The sequence below is a fragment of the Vibrio sp. 10N.247.311.49 genome, from assembly GCF_041467655.1.
Taxonomy (GTDB): Bacteria; Pseudomonadota; Gammaproteobacteria; order Enterobacterales; family Vibrionaceae; genus Vibrio; species Vibrio crassostreae_C.
Map to the genome: position 1 here is coordinate 26146 of NZ_JBFSVA010000005.1, position 20898 is coordinate 47043.

A 20898-nucleotide genomic window follows, 5' to 3' on the forward strand; every position below is an offset into this window, starting at 1 on the left:
TATTTACATTCAAACAGAACACTATTGATAAATGAATCGAAATAATCACATAATAGCCATGATAAAAAGTCATAGGTAAAGATATGAATCGCACACTTCCTTCAACCAAAACCTTGCTCGCGTTTTTGTCTACGGCAAGGCACCTCAACTTTACACGCGCGGCACATGAGCTCAAGGTTACGCAAGGTGCAGTGAGTCGTCAGGTATTGTCGTTTGAAGAAAGCCTTGGCTGTGATCTCTTCTATCGCCATGCTCGCGGATTGTCTTTAACGCCGAAAGGAGAAGAACTGGTTCCCCTGATACAAGGAACGATTCATCAGCTGCAATCGGCTCTAAATCAAGTGGCTAGCTCTCCGTCTAAGATCAAACTCAACGCACCGAGCTGTATTACCTCTTGGCTACTACCTAAGTTGATGTCTTTTCAGCAAGCCTATCCTGAAATTGATGTCGAACTGACGTCGACCATCAAGCACGTCTTCGAACCAAGCTTTGATCCGTTTGACGCCGTAATTACCTATGGTAAGAAGCCAAACCAACAATCGATCGTCAGCCAGTTATTGTTCAACGAGCAACTCGCACCCGTCTGCCAAGCGCAAAGCATCAAACCCAATCACCTTACCAGTGGTTCCTCTTCTCTAATCAAACCGCACCAACTCGCTCACTACACGTGGTTACACGCCAACAATGAACAAAGTGATTGGCGACTTTGGTTGGAGCACATAGGAAGTCATGACCTTTCGAGCAAGAATAACCAACAGTTCGCAACACTCGATCAAGCGATGAATGCAGCTATTCAAGGATTTGGAATTGCGATAGGCGACATCACGCTTGCCAAGCAAGATATTGATTTAGGCAGATTAGTCAAAGTGAGTGAAGACAGTGTCTTTTCAGGAAATGGTTACTTCTTAATTCAGCCCAAGAATCGCCAAAATGTATCCCTAACTACATTGGTCGAGTGGCTTGTCGGTTAACAACGGGGAAATTGCCAAGCTCAAAGACCATAAGGCTTCAGTAAAGCGTCATAATGAGAATGACAACGTTCTCAAAATAAAACTATTTTCCGTCAGCGACGTATTGTTTGGTTGAGAACAGAATTAGCTTTCATTTAACTGATTGAAAAAAGAATCAATTCAATTTGATAACAGAAATATTCTGTGTCTGTGACCCAAATGGCATTCGAATTGCTTTGTCATAGATAACCCAAACAATTTACAGCAGGTTGTCTTTTCTTCGCACCCTGTCACGGAGGATAGGCTATGACCTTACAAAGACATACATATTACGGCTTAATTCACCATGGGGTTAAAACCTTATTAATGGATAGAATCGGCCACTTCACAGAGCGTGAATATCACGAGTTTCTCGACCTAACGACTGGCAAATCAACCTGTTTTGCGATGAGCGAGCAAGAACTCGAAAATACGCTAGATGATTTGAAAAGTGAGGGTTACCTTGAAGACATCAAGAAACTGATACCTCGCTACCAAACCACATCAATGCGATAACTGGCTTGAAATCGTTATAAACGATTAGCGGTTAGATGGAATTAATTGTTACCCAATTGTCTCGGGCTATTTAGCATCGGGACAGTTTTCGTTAGACTGTTGGCAACTCAACTAACTGGACATTCAGTGCCACATGAAACAAATTCTTGATTTCATTCCTCTCATTATTTTCTTTGCGCTGTATAAGATGTACGACATCTACACAGCTACAGGCGCATTGATTGTTGCTTCTGCAGTACAAATCGTTTTGACGTACATTATCTACAAGAAAGTAGAGAAAATGCAGATCATCACATTTTTGATGGTTGCCGTATTTGGCGGCATGACCATCTTTCTGCATGATGATAACTTCATAAAATGGAAAGTAACCATCGTTTATGCATTGTTCGCTATCGGCCTGACCGTCAGTCACCGAATGGGCAAGTCAGCGATTAAAGGCATGCTGGGTAAAGAGATCACACTTCCTGAAGCGGTATGGAGCAAGATCAACTGGGCTTGGACTTTATTCTTTACCCTATGTGCCATTCTCAACGTTTACGTTGCTTTCAGCCTACCCTTGGATGTTTGGGTAAACTTCAAAGTGTTTGGCTTACTGATCGCTACTTTTGCATTTACCTTGCTAACGGGTGTCTACATCTATAAGCATCTACCAAAAGATCAGCAGAACGAGTTAACGGATAAAAATACCGACGAGAAGTAACCCTAAGGGATGAGTCCTCATCCCCTTTTTGATACAATTATTATCAATATGCTATTTAACAGTGGCCAATGATACTCGTGATCATTGGCCACTGATTGTTTGTGTTCGGTGAATACGTTAAAAATACGACCACCGCGAGCGCGGCAAACACATCTATTTAAATTTAAAACAATCAATACCATTAAGAGTACAACAATGACTATTCAATCAACTTTGAACCCGATTGGTTCTTTACTTCTTCGCACATTGGCGATGCCTTCTGATACCAATGCAGCAGGCCAGATTTTCGGTGGTTGGATAATGTCTCAGCTTGACCTTGCTGGCGGCATACTGGCGAAGGAGATCTCTAACGGCAAGATTGTCACTGTTTCAGTATCGAGTATTGAGTTCAAACAGCCGGTTTCAGTGGGTGATGTTGTGTGTGTTTATGGTGACTGCACCAAGATTGGCCGTAGCTCGATGAATATCGACCTAGAAGTGTGGGTTAAGCCTGTACTTGATCACGGCATCGGCGACCGATATAAGGTTTGTGGAGCAACGTTCAACTACGTTGCTGTCGATGAGGGTGGTAAGCCTCGCCCGATCAATAAATAGTACTTTTCACCAAGCTGCTAATGTAGACGGTCTTTAGTTTCAACGAATGAAATCGCTAAAGACCATACTTCTCTCTCGCACCATTTCACAATTTCTTATCATTAGCTCTTCCAATACCAATTAGTTCGCGTAAATTAGCAAGATAGCGAATTTAAACGCCCCCAATTCAGTGAAGTAAAATAAGGATATACCAATATGTGGTACGTGATTTTTTCTCAAGACGTCGAAAATTCATTAGAAAAGCGCCTAAGTGTTCGCCCACAACATCTAGAACGCCTGCAAACACTTCACGATGAAGGCCGACTTTTGACTGCTGGCCCAATGCCTGCGATTGATTCAGACAACCCTGGTGAAGCCGGCTTCACTGGCTCTACTGTAATTGCTGAGTTTAATTCTTTAGAGGACGCACAGGTATGGGCAGACGCAGATCCGTACATTGAGGCAGGTGTCTACCAAAATGTCATTGTAAAACCATTCAAGAAAGTATTTTAACGTGAAAAAATGGATTATTGGCTCTCTGGCTTTAGCTCTGCTCGCAGGCTGTGCTTCAAGTGAGCAAGACCAACAAAGACAGCTTGAAATGATGGCGCAACACCGTGCTGGCGTTTTATCTGCCGGCCTGCCGATTGAGTATGGCCCACTGTCAGTCATGCGTGTACTGGCAAAAAACACCGTTATCGAGATCATGATGATCTACAACCAAGACGCTAAAGGTGCTAAGCCTTTAAACCAAGTCGTAGATATGAGTGTTAACAGCTACTGCACCAACTCTGAAGTTAGAGCAAACCTTGACATGGGCTTGGCTTACAACATTAAGGTTCGCAACACTCGCGGACAACTGATGGTTGAAAAGCTAATCAGCAAAGAGACATGTCAGAGCATTAACTAGATTTGATTTCTAACGTTAAGCTAGTAACAAACAAGAAAGGCCTTGCAGATGCGAGGCCTTTCTTTTCTCAGACTTTTGTTTTTAGAACGATAACACCCTAGCTTTAATTATGCTGATGCTTCTGCCGACTCCCACTCTTTACGCAGCATTTTAGTCGCTGAAACTAAATTAGCCAGTGCCGCTTCTGTCTCTGCCCAGTTACGCGTCTTCAGCCCACAATCAGGGTTTGCCCACAAACGTTCTGCTGGGATTTTCTTTGCCGCTCTCTTAAGTAAATCAACAATCCACTCTTCTGAAGGAATGTTTGGTGAGTGGATGTCATAAACGCCAGGCCCAATCGCATTCGGGTAGTTGAACTCTTCAAACGCTTTCAGCAGTTCCATGTTCGAACGAGAAGTCTCTATGGTAATCACATCGGCGTCTAGCGCAGCGACTGAATCAATGATCTCGTTGAACTCGCTGTAACACATGTGGGTGTGAATCTGAGTTTCTGGTTTAGCACTCGCAGCTGAAATCTTAAAGGCATCCACTGCCCACTCTAAGTATTCTGCATGGTCACGCTTTTTCAATGGCAAACCTTCACGAATCGCTGGTTCATCGATTTGGATAATGTTGATGCCCGCGTCTTGCAAATCAGACACTTCATCTCGCAGCGCAAATGCCAATTGATTAGTGATCTCTTTGCGTGAAATGTCTTCACGTGGGAATGTCCAACATAAGATAGTGACTGGGCCTGTCAGCATCCCTTTCATCTGCTTCGAGGTCAGAGATTGGGCATAGGTCGACCATTCCACCGTCATCGGTTTCTCACGTTCTATATCCGCGACCACAATCGCTGGCTTCACGCAGCGAGAGCCATAGCTTTGTACCCAACCAAACTTGGTGGTTTGAAAGCCTGCTAGATTTTCTGCAAAGTACTCCACCATATCATTACGCTCGGCTTCACCATGAACCAACACATCCAAATCTAACGCTTCTTGACGTTTAACCGCATCAGCAATATGACCTTTCAATGCCGTTGTATATTCCGCTTCGCTCAGTTTACCAGTACGGTAAGCACTGCGCTGAACTCGGATCTCGCCTGTTTGTGGGAACGAACCAATGGTTGTGGTTGGTAATAGCGGTAAGCCGAGAACTTCAGACTGATGTGCCGCACGTTCTGCATAAGGCGCACTTCGATCTGCTAGTGCTTTCGTGATGGTATTAAGGCGCTCTCGTACCTGAGGCTTGTTCACATGAGTCGCGCTCTTGCGTGCAACAATAGGTTGGCTGTAAGTCTCACACGCTAAAATGGCATTTTGATCGCCGTCTAACGCCGCACCCAATAAGCTCACCTCGGCCACTTTCTGTTTTGCAAAGGCAAACCAACTCTTCACTTCATCGCTGAGTGAATCTTCTAACTCAAGGTCGACTGGACTATGCAAAAGTGAACATGAACTTGCTACCCAAAGTTTGTCTCCTAGCTTCTCTTTCACTGGTTGTAGTAACTCTAGTTGAGCGGCTAAATCAGCTCGCCAAACGTTTCGTCCATTAATCACCCCTGCTGAAAGTACCCAGTGTTCAGGTAACTTACCCACTACTTCATCAAGTTGCTGTGGTGCTGCTGCTAAGTCGATATGTAGGCCATTAACTGGTAGCTCTACTATCTTATCTAAGGTATCAGTCACCGAATCAAAATAAGTAGTGAGCAGCAGTTTTACATCACCTTGAATCACTTGATACGCCAACTTGAATGAATCTGCCCATTGACTCTCAAGCTCAAGCGAAAGAATTGGTTCATCGATTTGTACCCACTCAACGCCCAACTTGGCCAGTTTTGCCAGAATCGCTTGGTAAGCGGTAAGCAAGCGTGGAAGCAAAGTTAAACGGTCAAAGCCCTCTTCTACTTCCTTGCCGAGATATAAATAAGATAATGGGCCTAGAAGAACTGGCTTCACCTTATGCCCCGCTTTAATCGCTTCACTCACTTCGTCAAACAGTTGTGGCCAACTCACTTCAAAGGAATCGTCTTTGCTGAACTCAGGCACAATGTAATGGTAGTTGGTGTTGAACCACTTAGTCATATCAGAAGCCGCAGAGCTATCTTTAGTGCCGTCACTAGACGTATGCGTACCACCGCAACAAGTCGACTGAACCTGAGATTGACCACGCCCCACACGGAACAAAGTATCTAAATCTGGGAAGGATTTTTCATCTTCAGAACCACCAGTATGGCGCTTTGGTACGTGGCCTAGAAGTAAAGTCGTTGTTAATACATGGTCGTACCATGCGAAGTCACCCGCAGTTGCAAAGCTTAGATTCGCGTCAGCTTGTACATTCCAGTTACGATTTCTTAGTTCGCTACCGAGTTGCTTTAAATCTGATTGGTTAATCTCACCGCGCCAGTATTTTTCTAAAGTGAATTTGAGTTCGCGTTTTTCGCCGATACGTGGGTAGCCTAAAATATGCGTTGTCGTAGTCATGAACCTGTTCCTTATTCAATAATTTTTAGTGTTCGATCAAACTGCCTAGCTTATGGTTTAAGTTCTTTACAAGGCGTCTAGATGGCTAAACTATCTCCCTAATCTGAACGATGAACAACGTCCAAATATTCATCTTGTTTATTAAAAATATTCATCTTGAATAATCTAAAGCTGAAAAATTAAATCCATCTGGACATCTAGACGTTTACAAATGAAAGAAAACCCCGTAGGGTGATTATTAAGAAATATTGAATTGGCTTAGGGAATATGAGGAAAACTCATGATAGAGCTTAAACACCTTCGAACATTGACTACCTTAAGAGACAGCGGCTCGCTAACAGCGACGGCAACTTCTCTTCACTTGACTCAGTCGGCGCTTTCTCACCAACTGAAAGACCTTGAGGCACGTATCGGTGGTCAGCTTTTCCTACGTAAAACTAGACCAGTTAAGTTCACCTCTGAAGGTGAGATTTTGCTTAGGCTTGCCGATGAGATACAGCCAAGAATAGCTAAAGCGGAGAACGAACTCGCGAGCCTGAAAGAGGATGTGAATGGTCGTTTGCACATGGCGATTGAATGTCACTCATGCTTCCAATGGTTAATGCCTGCTTTGAAGGAATATCAAGTGGCTTGGCCAAGCGTAACGCTAGATTTCTCGTCAGGCTTTGGGTTTGAGCCGCTACCCGCGCTAATGGCAGGCGAGCTAGATTTGGTGATCACCTCTGATATACAGCCTCGCTCTGAGGTTCACTACGAACCACTCTTTGATTTTGAGATGCGTTTGATCACCGCAATCAACTCACCTTTGGCAGAAAAAGCGAGCATTGAACCGCAAGATCTTAGCGATCTCACCATGCTCACCTACCCTGTTCAAAAACAGCGTTTAGATGTCGTGAAGCACTTTTTACAGCCTGCGGGTGTAGAACCTAAAAAGTGGAAACAAGCGGACAACACGTTAATGCTAGTTCAAATGGTATCAGCAGGTTTGGGAGTAGCGGCTCTACCAAACTGGGCGATCAGTGAATTCTCAAGACAAGGGCTGATTGCCAGCAAGCCATTAGGCAAAGGACTATCAAGAAGACTGTTCGCAGCGGTAAGAAACTCTGAGAAAGATAAACGTTACCTGCAAGCTTTCTTTAGCACGGCAAGACAGCAAAGTAAGAGTCACTTAGATGGCATAGAGGTCGTTTAAAGATGATTTATGGCTAAGTTAAGCTCGATCGATTCGTCAGAAACAAAAAAAGTCACAGATAATCTGTGACTTTTTTTCTCTCAACACCCACAACACGCGATGCATGTCATTTTCGATAAAAGATGCGCTAATCTTTAGCTTATCTCGAGTAAGACTTAAACTGGTTAGTCAATGGATCGTATTGATAGCCAAGCATATCGAGCTTGCCCACAACACTTTCTGTATCCATTTCATACATGCTGATCAGCTCTTCAAAGCTATCGCATTCTAGGCGAAGTTTTTCATTAACGATTCCTAGCAAAATAATGCTATCGAAACCTTTGACGTTGCTTAAATCCATCTCGTACTCCTTACGAACACACTGACTAGAGTTAAGTTTAGAACGCTTACCAACGTCACGCTAAAAAACAGATCACACTTCTTAACAAGAATACGTAATTAATGAAAGTGCGTGATTAAAGCGCCCAAACTGGCGTTAAACCCACAACGGCCACCAATAACATCAACAACGAAATACTCAGTTGAAGCTTTTCAGGCGTTCTTGCGAACAGTAAATGCCAACACCACACCACGATTGAGGAGATCAACAAAGCAAAACTAAATAGCAAAGTGGAAATCACAGGTTCTAATTGAGCTTCAGACAAAGAGTAAACACTCACGACGGTCGCCAGTACTACCAACATACCGGTTAGCACGCCCACAACAGGAAGCACTCGATGAAATGCCTGCAACCGTGTCCTTGCAATCGTCAGTAGTAGATGGCCAAACGCTGCTCCTAACAGTACCACTAGCAGCAAAGTAGTAATGATACCAACAGCGGTTGCTTGCTCAGTCGCTTGTATAGCAACATATGACAACGCTAAACCACAGGCCAAGTACATCACCCAGATAGGACCAGAATCGCGAGTCTTCTTGGTTTGAACTTGAGAATAGAAATAAAAGATCGCGAACACGACCAGAAAGGCTTCAATTTTTACTGAAGCGACGGCAAGCCACAGCACGCCAATCGCAGGTAACATCTTGTGGATCCGACCACGCTGCCCCGGACAAATATCCCCTTTCACCAAGATGAGGGTTAAGATCAGTTGGGTTCCTAAAAGCATCGGAGCAAATTGTACTAATAACGTTTCGACCATTGTGGATCTACTTCTTCAAACTTATTTTCGCGAATAATATCAAAAACTGCTGCGAACACTAATCAAAATCACAAATTAGCGACGTTATTCAAGGCTTCAACTATGCTGTTGTATGGCTCTTTTATCGCCATTTACCGTAAAAAGACGAAAGACACCAGAACTAACAGGGGCATGTTCTACTGGCTAGTCTAGGCTCATGCCGCTATAATTCCCGCCTCAAAAATCAGAGGTTGAAATATGTACAGCGATATCACTCCTATTCACGAACACAAAAAATACTGGGCCGAGTGCTACGGAACTGCACCCTTTTTGCCTACCAGTAGAAAGGAGATGGATGCTCTTGGATGGGATAGCTGTGACATTATTATTGTAACTGGTGACGCTTATGTCGATCACCCGAGCTTTGGTATGGCTATCATCGGCCGTCTGCTTGAAGCTCAAGGTTTCCGCGTGGGCATTATTGCTCAACCAAAGTGGGACAATAAAGATGCCTTCATGAAGCTAGGTAAACCTAACCTATTCTTCGGCATCACAGCGGGTAACATGGACTCCATGATCAACCGCTACACCTCTGATCGCAAATTACGTCACGATGATGCTTATACTCCGAACAATGAAGGTGGCAAGCGTCCTGATCGTGCAACTCTGGTTTATTCTCAACGTTGTCGTGAAGCTTACAAAGGCACGCCAATCGTGCTTGGTGGTATTGAAGCGAGCTTACGTCGTGTAGCTCACTACGACTACTGGTCAGATAAAGTTCGCCGCTCTGTATTGTTTGATGCAAAAGCTGACATTCTTCTTTTTGGTAACGCTGAGCGTGCATTGGTTGAAGTAGCACACCGCATTGCCGATGGTGAAGACATGTCTACGCTGACCAATATCCGCGGTACTGCTATCAATCTTCCTGCGGCCCCTGAAGGCTTCAAGATCATTGACTCTTCTCGTATCGAAAAGCCGAACAAAGCGTATGTTCCGGTTAACCCGTACGAAGTTGAAACTCAGTGTGATACCAAGAAAGACGAAAAAGAAGAAGTAAAAGCGCAACCTATTACTATTCGCCCTTCTCGTCACGATGCAAAAACTACAGCGGTTCGTATCCCAGGTTACGAAAAGCTAAACAATGACCGTATTCTTTACGCTCACGCTAGTCGTATTCTGCACCTTGAGACAAACCCGTACTCAGGTCGTGCTCTGATTCAACGTCACGGTGATCGCGAGCTTTGGATTAACCAAGCGCCTATTCCATTGACCACAGAAGAGATGGACTACGTGTTTGGCCTTGCGTACAAGCGTGTTCCGCACCCGATGTACGGCAAAGCGAAAATCCCAGCATACGACATGATCAAAACCTCGGTTAACATCATGCGTGGTTGTTTTGGTGGTTGTTCTTTCTGTTCAATCACAGAGCACGAAGGTCGCATCATTCAGAACCGTTCGAAAGAATCTATCTTGGATGAGATCGAAGACATTAAAGATAAAGTACCGGGCTTCACAGGTACTATTTCTGACTTGGGCGGCCCAACGGCGAACATGTACCGTTTAGGTTGTTCAGATCCAAAAGCTGAAATTAACTGTCGTCGTCCATCATGTGTGTTCCCGAAAATCTGTGAAAAGCTAAACACAGACCATCAACACACTATCGACCTGTACCGCTCTGCGAGAAAAGTACCGGGTGTTAAGAAGATCATGATCGCTTCTGGTGTACGTTACGACTTAGCGATTGAATCTCCAGAATACGTTCGTGAGCTTGTGACTCACCACGTTGGTGGTTACTTGAAGATTGCTCCAGAGCATACTGAAAAAGGCCCACTGGATCTGATGATGAAGCCGGGCATGGGCACTTACGATCGTTTCAAAGAGATGTTCGAGAAGTACAGCGCTGAAGCCGGTAAGAAACAGTACTTAATTCCTTACTTTATCTCTGCTCACCCGGGCACAGAAGATGAAGACATGCTTAACCTTGCAATGTGGCTGAAAAAGCACAACTACGAGTGTGACCAAGTACAGAACTTCTACCCATCGCCAATGTGTAATGCAACGTCGATGTACTACTCAGAGACTAACCCTCTGAAGCGCGTGAAATATAAGAAGCGTGAAGATGTGCCAGTGCCTAAAGGTGATCGTCAACGTCGTCTGCATAAAGCACTGCTTCGTTACCACGATCCTGAAAACTGGAAGATCATCCGTGAAGCGCTGATCAGCATGGGTAAACAGCACTTGATCGGTGATAAAGCAAACTGCCTAGTACCAGCAGAAGACTTTGATGCACAAACACCAGCACAACGTCGTAAGTCTGGTCGTCACGGTTCACAACGCTTTGCGACTAAGCACAGTAAATCTCAGCCAGGTCTTGGTGGCGAAAGCCCACGTAACCACTCTGGTAAGAAACCGGGTGGCAAGAAGCCGAATGGTAACGGCAACGGTAGCCAAGGTAATGCTAACCAAGGTGGCGGTAATGGCAATGCTCGTAAACCAGCGACTGGCTTCATTAAGAAAGGTCCTGGTGGTCAGCAATCACAAGGTAATGGCGGCGGAAATGGCAAACCAAACCGTAACAAAGCGGGCAATGGTCAAGGTGGCAAACCTGCAAGTAACGGCAAGAACCGCCAGCGCGCAGCACAACGCTAATATCGCGAGCCAATTTACTTCGCTATCGTAAAAACACAAAGCGCAGCTATTTAGCTGCGCTTTTTTGTGTCTGCTACTAGGGAGCTTAACGTGTGAACACCCAATACTGACTAAGCAAATAGTTACTGACCATGCCCACCAAGATGCCAACCGCCATTGCGATAAACACTGCCCCAGTAAATGCAGGGAGTAACTCCGTCATCAACTTAAAGCACAGCAAATTAGGTATCGCCGATATCGATGCTGACAGCATGAACTTTTGCCACTGAATCAGCTTTTCGGACCAACTCCCCTGCCCTTTGAGCTCAAAGGTCAACACTCGATTTCCAAACCAAGTTGTCGTTGCAGCTACGATGAAAGAACCAATTCGAGCACTCATCAAAGGCAGTCCAATAACGTAATGCAGCAATGCAAACACGGCACAATCGACAACAAAGCCACCCGCCCCCACCATAGCGAATTTAATCATCTTATGGTGAGGTTGTAGTTTTTTGTTTAGCGCGTCGAACTTGTGGCTAAACAGTCTCGATGACGAGTTAAAATTGAACATCGCCATCACTTCGAATATGGCTCAACGATAGATTTGGTTTGATATTTTGGCTATGACAACTAAATAGAGCGCGCTTGATCTTCACCGTCGGTTCTAAAATACAGGTTAACGCGTTGTCTTTAATCTTGGTTTCTACTTCCGCTCTTTTACCAATCAGATAGAACTTGTCGATACCATCTAACTGTTCAACATCGAGTAACTTTTTCGCTTGTCCATGACTGTAAAACTGCCCGGAGAACGGTCGTTTACCGACATAAAAGCTCGGCGCTTCATCCGTAATCTGTTCGAAGATAATACGGTCACTTTTCTCATTCGCTTTGCCTAAGTTGAGGTAGACCATTGCAATCATTAGCAACACAGGTAGCACTAAAGCCACACTCGAGAACCACTTCTTATCTTTTTCTACTACAAGCATTGCCACCAACAAGCCAAGGGCAGGAATGCCTGGCAACACATAGGCAGGAAGAATATTACCCGCCATGGTAAAAAGAATCAGAGGAGAGACCAACCAACACACGAGGAATGAAAACAATCCACTATGTTCAGCGTTAACTTCTGCGATTTTCTTACGACGGGCGAAAGTCAAAATAGGCAACACAATCGACCACGGTGCAGCCGCTTGAAGCCAAAACAACCAGATCATGCCTCTTGCTTGGTCATGGGCAGAACCGTATAAATCGCCCTCCCAGCCACTCACAACAAAACGCTTAAAGTGCTCGCCAACAATAAAGTAATCAATAAAACCCGGTGTTGCCATTTCAGCCATGATGTACCAAGGCAAGGCAATCGCCAGCATCACACCTAAGCCAGACAACAGTGGAAAGCGTTGCCATAACACTTTAAAAGCGCCAAAAAATCCATGTTGCAATACTAACCAAGGGAAAACGGCGATACCCATAATCACAATCGCTACCGGCCCTTTTGCCAGCAAGCCTAGTGCTAAGCCAATGAAACCGACATAGCCCCAAGACCGATTAGTCTTCGCGCTCCCTTCTCCCTTCGAACCCTCTCCTCCTAACCAACATAGGTAGAAACCTAACATGGCTATGGTCATCGCTAACGTTAATGCCATGTCAGTCATAACAGCACCCGCCGCGATAGAGAAAATCCCACATGTCGCCAATACCACAGCCGCCACCAAGGCACTTTGTCCGGTACGCTTAGCCATGTATGCAACCAAAAGAATCGTCGCAAAACCTGCTAGCCAGTGTGGTGCACGCACAGCAAACTCACTCAAACCAAACAGCTCAATCCCAGCCGCACTCATCCATGTGAACAACGGTGGTTTACCCCAGAAAGGGATGCCGTAATCAAATTGAGGGGTTAACCAATTGCCGGTTTCTACCATCAAGCGAGCCATTTCTCCATAGCGCGCTTCCGTAGTATCCATTAAAGGGTATGTCGCCAGAGATAAGAGCCTTAGAACCAATGCAAAAGCCAACAAATACCATAGGTGCGTTCGGTTCAGACTCATGCTGACTCCTCTAATTTAAAATGTGTTTTTAATGCTGGGGTATCGACCACCGATTGAATCAGATACAAAGGGCGGTTCTTGGTTTCAATGAAAATACGACCTATGTATTCCCCCATTAAACCAATACTCAGAAGTTGAATGCCGCCAAGGGCAAGTTGAACCACCATCATGGATGGGTAGCCAGTAATAGGCTCACCAAACATCATGGTTTTGAACACGATGAAGACGCCATACACAAAAGCGGTAAGCGCCACTAATCCACCAACGGCCGTCGCAATACGCAGTGGGCGGATAGAAAATGATGTGATGCCATCCATCGCCAATCCGATGAGTTTCAGGTAGTTCCATTTCGTCTCGCCACAGAAGCGAGCATCGCGCTTAAACTGAATCGTTGCTTGTCTAAAACCTGGCCATGAAAAGATGCCTTTCATGTAACGGTTACGTTCAGGCAGTTGGTTGATATGGTCGACAACCTCTCGGCTTAACAGTCGGAAATCACCGACATTTTCTGGAACATCGATCTTCGCTGCCACGTTCATGACTTTGTAAAAGCTTGCTGCTGAAAACTTCTTAAACCACGTTTCACCATCACGTTGGCTACGCTGCATATTGACGACGTCATAACCTTCGCGCCATTTGGCAATCATTTGAGGAATCAGCTCGGGTGGGTCTTGTAGATCGGCATCGAGCAAGATCACAGCTTGTCCTCGGCAGTGTTCGAGGCCAGCACTCATCGCTGATTCTTTACCAAAGTTACGGCTTAAACCGATCACAGAAATTGAGCTATTGATTGAAGTGAATGAACTCACCAAATCCAAGCTGTTGTCTTTGCTGCCATCATCGACATAAACAATTTCACTGGTGATGGGTAAGCTATCCAGTACCTTGGTTAAGCGAGAATGAAACTCTTCTAACACCTCTTGTTCATCGTAAAACGGCACAATGATCGATAGTGAAACGGCGGGATTGATCCGTGATGTGGAGACTTTAGGTCGGCTAATATGAAGTTCAGACATAATACGTTCTTCTATTTTTTAATCTGAATCCAATCTACCCCCTCATAAGTGAAAGTTATGTTATTGACATATTTTTCACGCTCACTCAGGATAATGTTACCGTCTATTTCTGTATGAGAATCAAAATGAAACGAGTTCTATTAGTCGAAGATAACCGTGAAATCGCAGGTGTCTTGTTTGATTATTTTGAGTGTATTGGCATGGAACTCGATTATGCGGACAACGGCGAACTCGGCCTGCAACTCGCGTTGGAAAACTCATTTGATATCATCATATTGGATCTGATGTTGCCAAGAATGGACGGCCTCACGGTTTGTAATAAACTGCGAGACCAAGGCAACGCGACACCTATTTTGATGTTGACTGCGTTAGATAGCCGCGATGATATGTTAAAAGGGTTTGAGCATGGTGCCGATGACTATCTAACCAAACCTTTTGATTTGGATATTTTGGAAGCCAGAATGAAAGCGCTTGTTCGTCGTTACCGAGGAAAAGTGGCTTCTTCTAAATTGCAGTTTGATGAACTCACCATCGACCAAAAAACGCGTAAAGCGTACCGTCAAGATAAGTTACTCGCACTCAACCCAACCACTTACACCATCCTTGAGATGTTGTGCCAAAAAGCACCAGAAGTGGTTACTCGCGAAGATATTTCCTACAAACTCTGGGAAGAAGACGAACCCAACAATGACGTGTTGCGCAGTCACATCTATCAATTACGTAACCAACTCGACAAGCCGTTTGATACTCAGATGTTGATTACCGTCCCTAAAGTTGGATTCCGTCTGGAGTCATCGAATTGATTTTAAATGTTCTCACGAGCACCAAAACCCTAACCGGCCGCTTAGCGGTTTTCTTTGGGTTAATGGCCGTGATTGTATCGGCCTTTGTCTATTTAGTCTTTGTTGCCGCACTCTACATGTCAGAAGATCGCGTCGGTGAAAGACGCATCCTGATCGACCGTAACTATGCGGTTGGTTTATTTCAAGCAGGGGAAAGCGGTACGTTAAGAATTGATGACCTGACAATCGCCTACAATGATCTTTCATTGATACCTGCCGAATACCTCAAATACATTAAAGGCAAAGAAAGCTTTGTTGGCGAGGTAGGTGAAGAACCTAACTCTCGCATGGTGTATGTAGGTGAGTATTCTGATAAGGGTCAAACCCACCCAATCGTTCTGCTTTCCGAGATCGACCGCGTCGAGTTTGAGATTTACGAACTGGTTTATGCGACCACCTTCGTACTAACGTTACTCTCTATTCTAATTTTTAGCTTTGGTGCTCTACTCTATCGTTTATCTAAACGACTGATTGAACCCTTTAACTCTATTTCCGAACAATTGGAATCCAATAAGCTCAACCTCAATGAAGAATTTAGTGTCAATGACGACGCCGCAGTTGAATTTCGTCAGCTCACAGATCAACTCAATCAGTACCGAAGAGAAATCAATTCCTTACTCAAACGTGAACAAGCGTTTGCTCGTTACTCAAGTCACGAATTAAGAACACCGTTAACGGTCGCTCGTGGCGCAAATAAATTACTGCTAAGAAGTGAAACCACCGAATTTCAATCTCGCCAAATTGAGCGCATTGACGAAGCCATTGTTCAGATGTCGGAGATGGTCGATGCCCTACTCGGCCTCGTGCGTTACGAAAGAAACAGTGACGATGCGCCACTGCGACTGTTTAGCCAACAAGAGTTAGAGGCTATCGTCTCAAAAAACTCAGCACAGGCAGATGAGAAAGACGTCGAAATTTCCATGCATGTTCAATCCGAACCCACCATTCAAGCCACCAGCGCGATAATGAACATGTTGGTCGGAAACTTGTTGAGAAATGCCATTGCAGCGACCAATAGTGGCACCGTAACGGTCACTCTGTCCCACGAGAGTGTTTTGATTGAAGACCAAGGAGAAGGCCTCCAAGAACAATACAATCCAAATGGGCATGGGTTAGGTTTATTGATTGTCGAGGACTTATGTCAACGCTTCCAATGGGGCTTTGAATTGGTCAATCGCAGTTGTGGTGGATGTACCGCTAAAATCACCTTTCAAACCGATCTATCCTCATCAATCCCAGAGCAAATGAATTCGTAGTTCACGGCTCAATATCGAACGAAAACTTGATTTAGTTGGTTTACAGCGGTCCCTAGCTACTAGATACTCGCTAGTCCTATTTGAACTATAAATGCTGGCTCTTGAGTCAGCATTTTGTCTAAGTGCGATGAAACTAAATAATAGCCCTGTAACTCAACATCAATACAACGACCACACCTTTTTCTTAAAGCGTGACGATCAGCTTCATTCCCACTTTTGCGGCAACAAAGCCAGAAAGTTCATGAAGCTACTGGAAGACGAGCACCCAAGCACTACCACCCTAATAAGCTATGGTTCCGCTCAAGCCAACTCATTGTTCTCGCTCGCCGCACTTGCAAAAATCAAAGGTTGGACGCTTGAGTTCTACGTCGACCACCTGCCTCAATGGCTACAAGAACGCCCACTCGGCAACTACCGTGGCGCTATCGACCTTGGGGCTGAGGTTATTTCAGTCAAAGAAACAGGCTCTGAACTTCATCCACAGACGTATATTGAGCAAGTCAGACAGCCTGACTCACAATGCATTGTGTTACCAGAAGGTGGACGCTCTCAGCTTTCTGAATACGGCGTGAAACAACTAGCCATTGAAATACTCAGCTGGACGCGTTTCGAAAGCAAACACGATTTCGTGGTGGCACTGCCAGCAGGGACTGGCAGTACTGCGCTGTACCTTCATAAGCATTTAAAAATGCACAACATCCCAGTGTTAACTTGCGCTTGTGTTGGCGGCAGTGATTACCTAACACAGCAGTTCAATGAACTCGGCGAAACCGATCACCCGCAGATATTACCACTTAAAGCCAAACACCACTTTGGTAAGCTTTACCAGCAGGACTATCAAACTTGGTTGGATCTGCAAGAACAGACGGATATTGAATTCGACCTGCTCTACGACCCATTGATGTGGCAATGCCTAGAGCAATGGCAAGAAGAGAACCCAACAAAAACCGTCATCTATATCCACCAAGGCGGCATCTTAGGTAATGAGTCGATGTTGCCGCGCTATCAACGTAAGTACCCAGAACTTCGAAGTAGTCACACCGCTGATAACGCTACTTGGTAGTAATCCGTTCTTTTCTACTCTAATACCCCCCGCGTTTCTGCGGACCTGAGAATTTCTCAGCACATCATGAACAGCCATCGCACTCCCTTTCGATGGCTGTTTATCAGTAATCACCACCTGCTATCCCTGCCATACATTTCAAGTTAGAGACATAAATCTGGCGAGAATCATCGCGTTATCTATACTTTCGATTGGAACGTCAATTGTCATCGAAAGGAATTACGCATGCGAAAACTCACTACGCTCGGCCTGTTTTCAGTTTTACTGCCCTTCTCTGCGATTTCAGGAGAAAACGTCACTTATCAAGTCGATGGGATGGATTACGAAGGTTATTGGAGTGAAGCCAGTGACCAAGCGCCTTTGGTACTGCTAATACACGATTGGGATGGCTTAACCGATTACGAAAAGAAACGTTCTGAGATGCTCAACGAACTCGGTTACAACGTGTTCGCCATCGATCTATTTGGTAAAGGCATTCGCCCGACCGAAGTGAAAGATAAAAAGCAACACACAGGCGAGCTGTATAAAGACAGAGAAAAAATGCGTGCGCTACTTAGCGCGGGAGCAATGGAAGCGAAAAGGCTTGGTGGTAACTTAGATAACAACGTGATGATGGGTTACTGTTTTGGTGGCGCAGCCGTTTTAGAAGCCGCTCGTGCGGGTATCCCATCGAAAGCTTATGTTACCTTCCATGGCGGTTTATCGACACCAAAAGGCCAAGACTACTCGCAGACTAAAGCTCCCGTAGTCGTGTTCCACGGCACGGCTGATGCCATGATTTCAATGCACGACTTTGGAAGCCTCGCCGCTCAACTTGAATCAACCAAAGTTCCGCATGAGATGATCACTTATAGTGGTGCGCCGCATGCCTTTACCGTATTCGGCTCAAACAACTATCAACAAGAAGCTGACCAAAAATCTTGGGATAGATTTACCCATGTGCTAGAAACCACGACCAGATAATCTTCTCCCTCAGAACCCACAACCCCATTCGAAAACTTAAGAATGGGGTTGTTTAATTATCACTGCATCATCTCGCTACAAATAGCGGTGGATACTTAAGTCATCAGTTTTAATATCACTAGCTGAGCCACTGACCACGCTTGCCAAGATCTTTCCTGAGCCACATGCCATTGTCCAACCTAATGTCCCATGTCCAGTATTTGTAAATAGGTTCTTGATAGGCGTCTTACCGATAATAGGCGTACCATCCGGCGTCATTGGTCTTAACCCAGTCCAGTATTCAGCCTTAGAAAAGTCACCCGCTTGTGGGAAAAGATCTTTAATCACCATATCAATCGTGGCTTTGCGTTTTTCAGGGATAAGGTAATTAAACCCCGCAAGTTCTGCCGTCCCTGCAATGCGAATACGATCATCAAATCGCGTCATCGCTACCTTGTAAGTTTCATCCATCACAGTCGAGGTTGGTGACTTATCTGCATTCACGATCGGCAGTGTTAGCGAATAGCCTTTCACTGGATAAACCGGGATCGACAAATCGACTTGCTTCAACAGTTCTCGAGAATAGCTTCCTGAAGCGACCACGTAAGCATCCGCTTTGAACTCGCCTTGAGTCGTTGTAATACTCTCAATGGTTTGATTCTGATGATTGAGCCTAACCACTTCGGTATTAAACACGAACTGAACGCCGAGTTGCTTGGCTTTTTCGGTCAAGGTTAAACAGAACTGATGACAATCACCGGTTTCATCGTGTGGTAAATACAGGCCGCCCACCAGCTTGTCTTTAACGTCTGCTAAACCAGACTCCACTGACAGACACTGTTCAACATCAAACAGCGAGTGTTCGATTCCACTCTCTGTTAATAGCTTCATATCCTGCTGAATAGCGTCCAATTGTTTTTCGCTTCTGAATACTTGCAAGGTGCCTTTCTGCCGGCCCTCATAAGCCAAATCTTCACTGATTCTTAGATGAGTCAGGCAATCTCGGCTGTAGTTAGCGACTCGTAACATCCGCGATTTATTCTGTGCGTACTTGGCTTCATTACAGTTGGCGAGCATCTTAGTCGCCCAAGACATTAACTCTGGAGAAAGAGAAGGCTTCACTTTAAGTGGCGCATGTTCTTGGGTAAGCCATTTCATCGCTTTCAAAGGGATGCCCGGTGCCGCCCATGGTGATGAATAACCGTAAGAAATTTGCCCGGCATTCGCAAAACTGGTTTCTTTGCCACTGCTATCTTGACGATCGATAACCGTCACCGAGTGGCCCTCTTTCGCCAGATACCAAGCACTGGTCAAGCCAATCACACCGCTGCCAATTACAATTACTTCCATTCTCTTCCCCTAATGCCCGACAAAGCCAAAACCAGCCGAACACAACTGTCAGTGTAAAACTCGTTTCGTTAATGGTTTGTAACTTATTCCGCACGTGTTGACTTAACAATAGAGAGAGCGTTGACAAAAACTCAATTCGACTTAAAAACGAATTCGGCAGTTTGAAAGTGTGATATTGGCGGTATTTGAAAGCTTAGGTAGGAGTCGCTAAGTAAATCAACTAAGCCTAGATATTGTAAGCGTCATGGCTTAAGAAAGTGGCGTTCTCGAGTAAGAAATCCAACAAGGTTTCGGCTTGTAGCGTAAGTGCACGGCCTTTCAAAGATTGAACCTTAACCGTCGCCTTCGATAGCATCTCCAACTCGGTCGCAACCACTTCAATCTGCCCTGACTTTATTTCATCGATCACAGTGAGCTTAGGCATAAAGGTGACGCCCAACCCTGCTGAAACGAAGTTAGTCAGTGCCGTGACTGAGTTAGTTTGAAGTTTTGGCTGCAAGGTAAGATGGGAAATTTGTTCAGCCTGCTTTACTAGCCTCCCCATACCGGTCGAGTTATCGATCAAGGCGAGAGAAGCGTCTTGAATATCTTGCATTACCACTGGTGCTTCTTTCATCGTAAGGAAGTGCCCCTTCGGAGCAATCAATTCGAGCGGATGGCTGCGTTCAACGTGGGAGTGCAGTTTAGGGTGCGGTGCAGACGCATAGGTTATCGCAAAGTCTATCTGTTGATCTTCCAACATCTTGACTGCATCCAATGCCCCAGCGATCTCAATAGAAAGATTGATATCAGGATAACGAGTCATGAAGGTTTGCATCGGTTTTGACACCAAGTTGGTAATAAATCCTTCACCGATAGCAATGCTGACATTGCCTCCTTTGAGGTTTTTAAGCTTAGTTAGTCGAGCAAGTACAGCGGCCTCTCCACGAACAATGGAACGGTAGTAATTCAGCAGTTCATTACCCGCTTCGGTTAACAGTGATTGGCGGTTGTTGCGCTCCCATACTTTCATTTCCGCTTGCGCTTCTAACTGTGTCAACATCCGACTCATCGCGGCAGGGTCAACGTTCATCATCTTAGATGCCTTACGTAACGACCCATATTTTGACAACGCATTTAAATACTCAAGAGCACGGATATTAAAGTGGTGCATTCAACTTCCTTGTGATTCGACTAACACTTGATCAAGCGTCTCACAATTTTACTACGAACATATATCCCAATTTATCAAGATTGTAATTGCACTTTCTAACTTGTGCACCGAGTCACTTCAAGACATCACATCAAAGGCTGATATAC

20 protein-coding genes are annotated in these 20898 nt (G+C 45.0%); 12 read left to right on the top strand and 8 right to left on the bottom strand.

Features of this window, described 5'->3' with window-relative positions; all coding sequences use genetic code 11:
- Window positions 1–83: 83 nt before the first annotated feature.
- From AB6E54_RS07160 to AB6E54_RS07185, 6 genes are all read left to right on the top strand, one after another.
- On the top strand, window positions 84–971 hold the full coding sequence (locus AB6E54_RS07160; protein ID WP_372168813.1) for a LysR substrate-binding domain-containing protein: 888 nt from the start codon (window positions 84–86) through the stop codon (window positions 969–971).
- Window positions 972–1256: 285 nt separating this feature from the next.
- Window positions 1257–1505, top strand: coding sequence for a hypothetical protein (locus AB6E54_RS07165; protein ID WP_010438008.1), 249 nt, complete (start codon window positions 1257–1259; stop codon window positions 1503–1505).
- Window positions 1506–1638: 133 nt separating this feature from the next.
- Window positions 1639–2205, top strand: a complete 567-nt coding sequence (locus AB6E54_RS07170; RefSeq protein ID WP_372107034.1) for a septation protein A — start codon at window positions 1639–1641, stop codon at window positions 2203–2205.
- 195 nt (window positions 2206–2400) lie between these two features.
- Window positions 2401–2799 carry an acyl-CoA thioester hydrolase YciA gene (gene yciA, locus AB6E54_RS07175; RefSeq protein ID WP_010438001.1) on the top strand — a complete coding sequence of 133 codons (399 nt, stop codon included), beginning with the start codon at window positions 2401–2403 and terminating at the stop codon, window positions 2797–2799.
- A 195-nt stretch (window positions 2800–2994) separates the two neighbouring features.
- Window positions 2995–3291, top strand: a complete 297-nt coding sequence (locus tag AB6E54_RS07180) for a YciI family protein (protein WP_010437999.1) — start codon at window positions 2995–2997, stop codon at window positions 3289–3291.
- Between the two features lies 1 nt (window position 3292).
- Entirely contained in the window at window positions 3293–3688 is a 396-nt protein-coding gene (locus AB6E54_RS07185; RefSeq protein WP_010437997.1) for a GspS/AspS pilotin family protein, read from the top strand.
- Between the two features lie 107 nt (window positions 3689–3795).
- Here the strand turns inward: AB6E54_RS07185 and metE are convergent, their stop codons facing one another.
- Window positions 3796–6150 carry a 5-methyltetrahydropteroyltriglutamate--homocysteine S-methyltransferase gene (gene metE, locus AB6E54_RS07190; RefSeq protein WP_372107035.1) on the bottom strand — a complete coding sequence of 785 codons (2355 nt, stop codon included), beginning with the start codon at window positions 6148–6150 and terminating at the stop codon, window positions 3796–3798.
- A 280-nt stretch (window positions 6151–6430) separates the two neighbouring features.
- Between metE and AB6E54_RS07195 the strand changes: the two genes are divergently transcribed.
- Window positions 6431–7342: a LysR substrate-binding domain-containing protein gene (locus tag AB6E54_RS07195; protein ID WP_010437993.1), complete on the top strand. Its 912-nt coding sequence runs from the start codon at window positions 6431–6433 to the stop codon at window positions 7340–7342.
- A 139-nt stretch (window positions 7343–7481) separates the two neighbouring features.
- Here AB6E54_RS07195 and AB6E54_RS07200 read toward each other — a convergent pair whose 3' ends face one another.
- Together AB6E54_RS07200 and AB6E54_RS07205 are read right to left on the bottom strand one after the other, a co-directional pair.
- The gene (locus AB6E54_RS07200) at window positions 7482–7682 is read right to left on the bottom strand and encodes a DUF4250 domain-containing protein (RefSeq protein WP_010437991.1); all 201 of its coding nucleotides are present in this window, start codon (window positions 7680–7682) and stop codon (window positions 7482–7484) included.
- Between the two features lie 115 nt (window positions 7683–7797).
- Complete coding sequence (locus AB6E54_RS07205) at window positions 7798–8478, bottom strand: hypothetical protein (RefSeq protein ID WP_029235143.1); 681 nt, start codon at window positions 8476–8478, stop codon at window positions 7798–7800.
- A 330-nt stretch (window positions 8479–8808) separates the two neighbouring features.
- On the opposite strand from AB6E54_RS07205, the gene AB6E54_RS07210 reads away from it, so the two are divergent.
- Window positions 8809–11106 carry a YgiQ family radical SAM protein gene (locus tag AB6E54_RS07210; RefSeq protein ID WP_017067347.1) on the top strand — a complete coding sequence of 766 codons (2298 nt, stop codon included), beginning with the start codon at window positions 8809–8811 and terminating at the stop codon, window positions 11104–11106.
- A gap of 85 nt (window positions 11107–11191) precedes the next feature.
- Here the strand turns inward: AB6E54_RS07210 and AB6E54_RS07215 are convergent, their stop codons facing one another.
- The 3 genes from AB6E54_RS07215 to AB6E54_RS07225 are packed head-to-tail and all read right to left on the bottom strand — an operon-like array spanning window position 11192 to window position 14146.
- Window positions 11192–11656, bottom strand: coding sequence for a GtrA family protein (locus AB6E54_RS07215; protein ID WP_017070766.1), 465 nt, complete (start codon window positions 11654–11656; stop codon window positions 11192–11194).
- The gene (locus AB6E54_RS07220) at window positions 11643–13130 is read right to left on the bottom strand and encodes an ArnT family glycosyltransferase (protein WP_372107036.1); all 1488 of its coding nucleotides are present in this window, start codon (window positions 13128–13130) and stop codon (window positions 11643–11645) included. Before AB6E54_RS07220 ends, AB6E54_RS07215 begins: the two co-directional genes overlap by 14 nt.
- Complete coding sequence (locus tag AB6E54_RS07225; protein ID WP_050634924.1) at window positions 13127–14146, bottom strand: glycosyltransferase family 2 protein; 1020 nt, start codon at window positions 14144–14146, stop codon at window positions 13127–13129. Before AB6E54_RS07225 ends, AB6E54_RS07220 begins: the two co-directional genes overlap by 4 nt.
- A gap of 125 nt (window positions 14147–14271) precedes the next feature.
- Between AB6E54_RS07225 and AB6E54_RS07230 the strand changes: the two genes are divergently transcribed.
- From AB6E54_RS07230 to AB6E54_RS07245, 4 genes are all read left to right on the top strand, one after another.
- Complete coding sequence (locus AB6E54_RS07230; protein WP_065585153.1) at window positions 14272–14949, top strand: response regulator transcription factor; 678 nt, start codon at window positions 14272–14274, stop codon at window positions 14947–14949.
- Window positions 14946–16244 (top strand): sensor histidine kinase, encoded by a 1299-nt coding sequence (locus AB6E54_RS07235; protein WP_372107037.1) that lies wholly within the window; start codon window positions 14946–14948, stop codon window positions 16242–16244. Before AB6E54_RS07230 ends, AB6E54_RS07235 begins: the two co-directional genes overlap by 4 nt.
- 127 nt (window positions 16245–16371) lie before the next feature.
- A complete protein-coding gene (locus tag AB6E54_RS07240; protein WP_372107039.1) occupies window positions 16372–17307 on the top strand; it encodes a pyridoxal-phosphate dependent enzyme in 936 nt (311 codons plus the stop codon).
- Between the two features lie 225 nt (window positions 17308–17532).
- A complete protein-coding gene (locus AB6E54_RS07245) occupies window positions 17533–18270 on the top strand; it encodes a dienelactone hydrolase family protein (RefSeq protein ID WP_372057990.1) in 738 nt (245 codons plus the stop codon).
- Between the two features lie 75 nt (window positions 18271–18345).
- On the opposite strand, the gene AB6E54_RS07250 is transcribed toward AB6E54_RS07245, so the two are convergent.
- Window positions 18346–19599, bottom strand: coding sequence for a D-amino acid dehydrogenase (locus AB6E54_RS07250; RefSeq protein WP_229647089.1), 1254 nt, complete (start codon window positions 19597–19599; stop codon window positions 18346–18348).
- 226 nt (window positions 19600–19825) lie between these two features.
- On the bottom strand, window positions 19826–20752 hold the full coding sequence (locus AB6E54_RS07255) for a LysR family transcriptional regulator (protein WP_017062039.1): 927 nt from the start codon (window positions 20750–20752) through the stop codon (window positions 19826–19828).
- Window positions 20753–20898: the final 146 nt, after the last annotated feature.

Excerpts from the sequence above, each read along its gene's own strand:
- AB6E54_RS07240 (WP_372107039.1), top strand. The coding sequence starts at position 16,372 with ATGAAACTAAATAATAGCCCTGTAACTCAACATCAATACAACGACCAC.
- AB6E54_RS07230 (WP_065585153.1), top strand. The coding sequence starts at position 14,272 with ATGAAACGAGTTCTATTAGTCGAAGATAACCGTGAAATCGCAGGTGTC.
- AB6E54_RS07165 (WP_010438008.1), top strand. The coding sequence starts at position 1,257 with ATGACCTTACAAAGACATACATATTACGGCTTAATTCACCATGGGGTT.
- AB6E54_RS07220 (WP_372107036.1), bottom strand. The coding sequence starts at position 13,130 with ATGAGTCTGAACCGAACGCACCTATGGTATTTGTTGGCTTTTGCATTG.
- yciA (WP_010438001.1), top strand. The coding sequence starts at position 2,401 with ATGACTATTCAATCAACTTTGAACCCGATTGGTTCTTTACTTCTTCGC.
- AB6E54_RS07170 (WP_372107034.1), top strand. The coding sequence starts at position 1,639 with ATGAAACAAATTCTTGATTTCATTCCTCTCATTATTTTCTTTGCGCTG.
- AB6E54_RS07255 (WP_017062039.1), bottom strand. The coding sequence starts at position 20,752 with ATGCACCACTTTAATATCCGTGCTCTTGAGTATTTAAATGCGTTGTCA.
- AB6E54_RS07225 (WP_050634924.1), bottom strand. The coding sequence starts at position 14,146 with ATGTCTGAACTTCATATTAGCCGACCTAAAGTCTCCACATCACGGATC.
- AB6E54_RS07205 (WP_029235143.1), bottom strand. The coding sequence starts at position 8,478 with ATGGTCGAAACGTTATTAGTACAATTTGCTCCGATGCTTTTAGGAACC.
- AB6E54_RS07160 (WP_372168813.1), top strand. The coding sequence starts at position 84 with ATGAATCGCACACTTCCTTCAACCAAAACCTTGCTCGCGTTTTTGTCT.
- AB6E54_RS07210 (WP_017067347.1), top strand. The coding sequence starts at position 8,809 with ATGGATGCTCTTGGATGGGATAGCTGTGACATTATTATTGTAACTGGT.
- AB6E54_RS07245 (WP_372057990.1), top strand. The coding sequence starts at position 17,533 with ATGCGAAAACTCACTACGCTCGGCCTGTTTTCAGTTTTACTGCCCTTC.
- AB6E54_RS07250 (WP_229647089.1), bottom strand. The coding sequence starts at position 19,599 with ATGGAAGTAATTGTAATTGGCAGCGGTGTGATTGGCTTGACCAGTGCT.
- AB6E54_RS07200 (WP_010437991.1), bottom strand. The coding sequence starts at position 7,682 with ATGGATTTAAGCAACGTCAAAGGTTTCGATAGCATTATTTTGCTAGGA.
- metE (WP_372107035.1), bottom strand. The coding sequence starts at position 6,150 with ATGACTACGACAACGCATATTTTAGGCTACCCACGTATCGGCGAAAAA.
- AB6E54_RS07215 (WP_017070766.1), bottom strand. The coding sequence starts at position 11,656 with ATGTTCAATTTTAACTCGTCATCGAGACTGTTTAGCCACAAGTTCGAC.
- AB6E54_RS07195 (WP_010437993.1), top strand. The coding sequence starts at position 6,431 with ATGATAGAGCTTAAACACCTTCGAACATTGACTACCTTAAGAGACAGC.
- AB6E54_RS07180 (WP_010437999.1), top strand. The coding sequence starts at position 2,995 with ATGTGGTACGTGATTTTTTCTCAAGACGTCGAAAATTCATTAGAAAAG.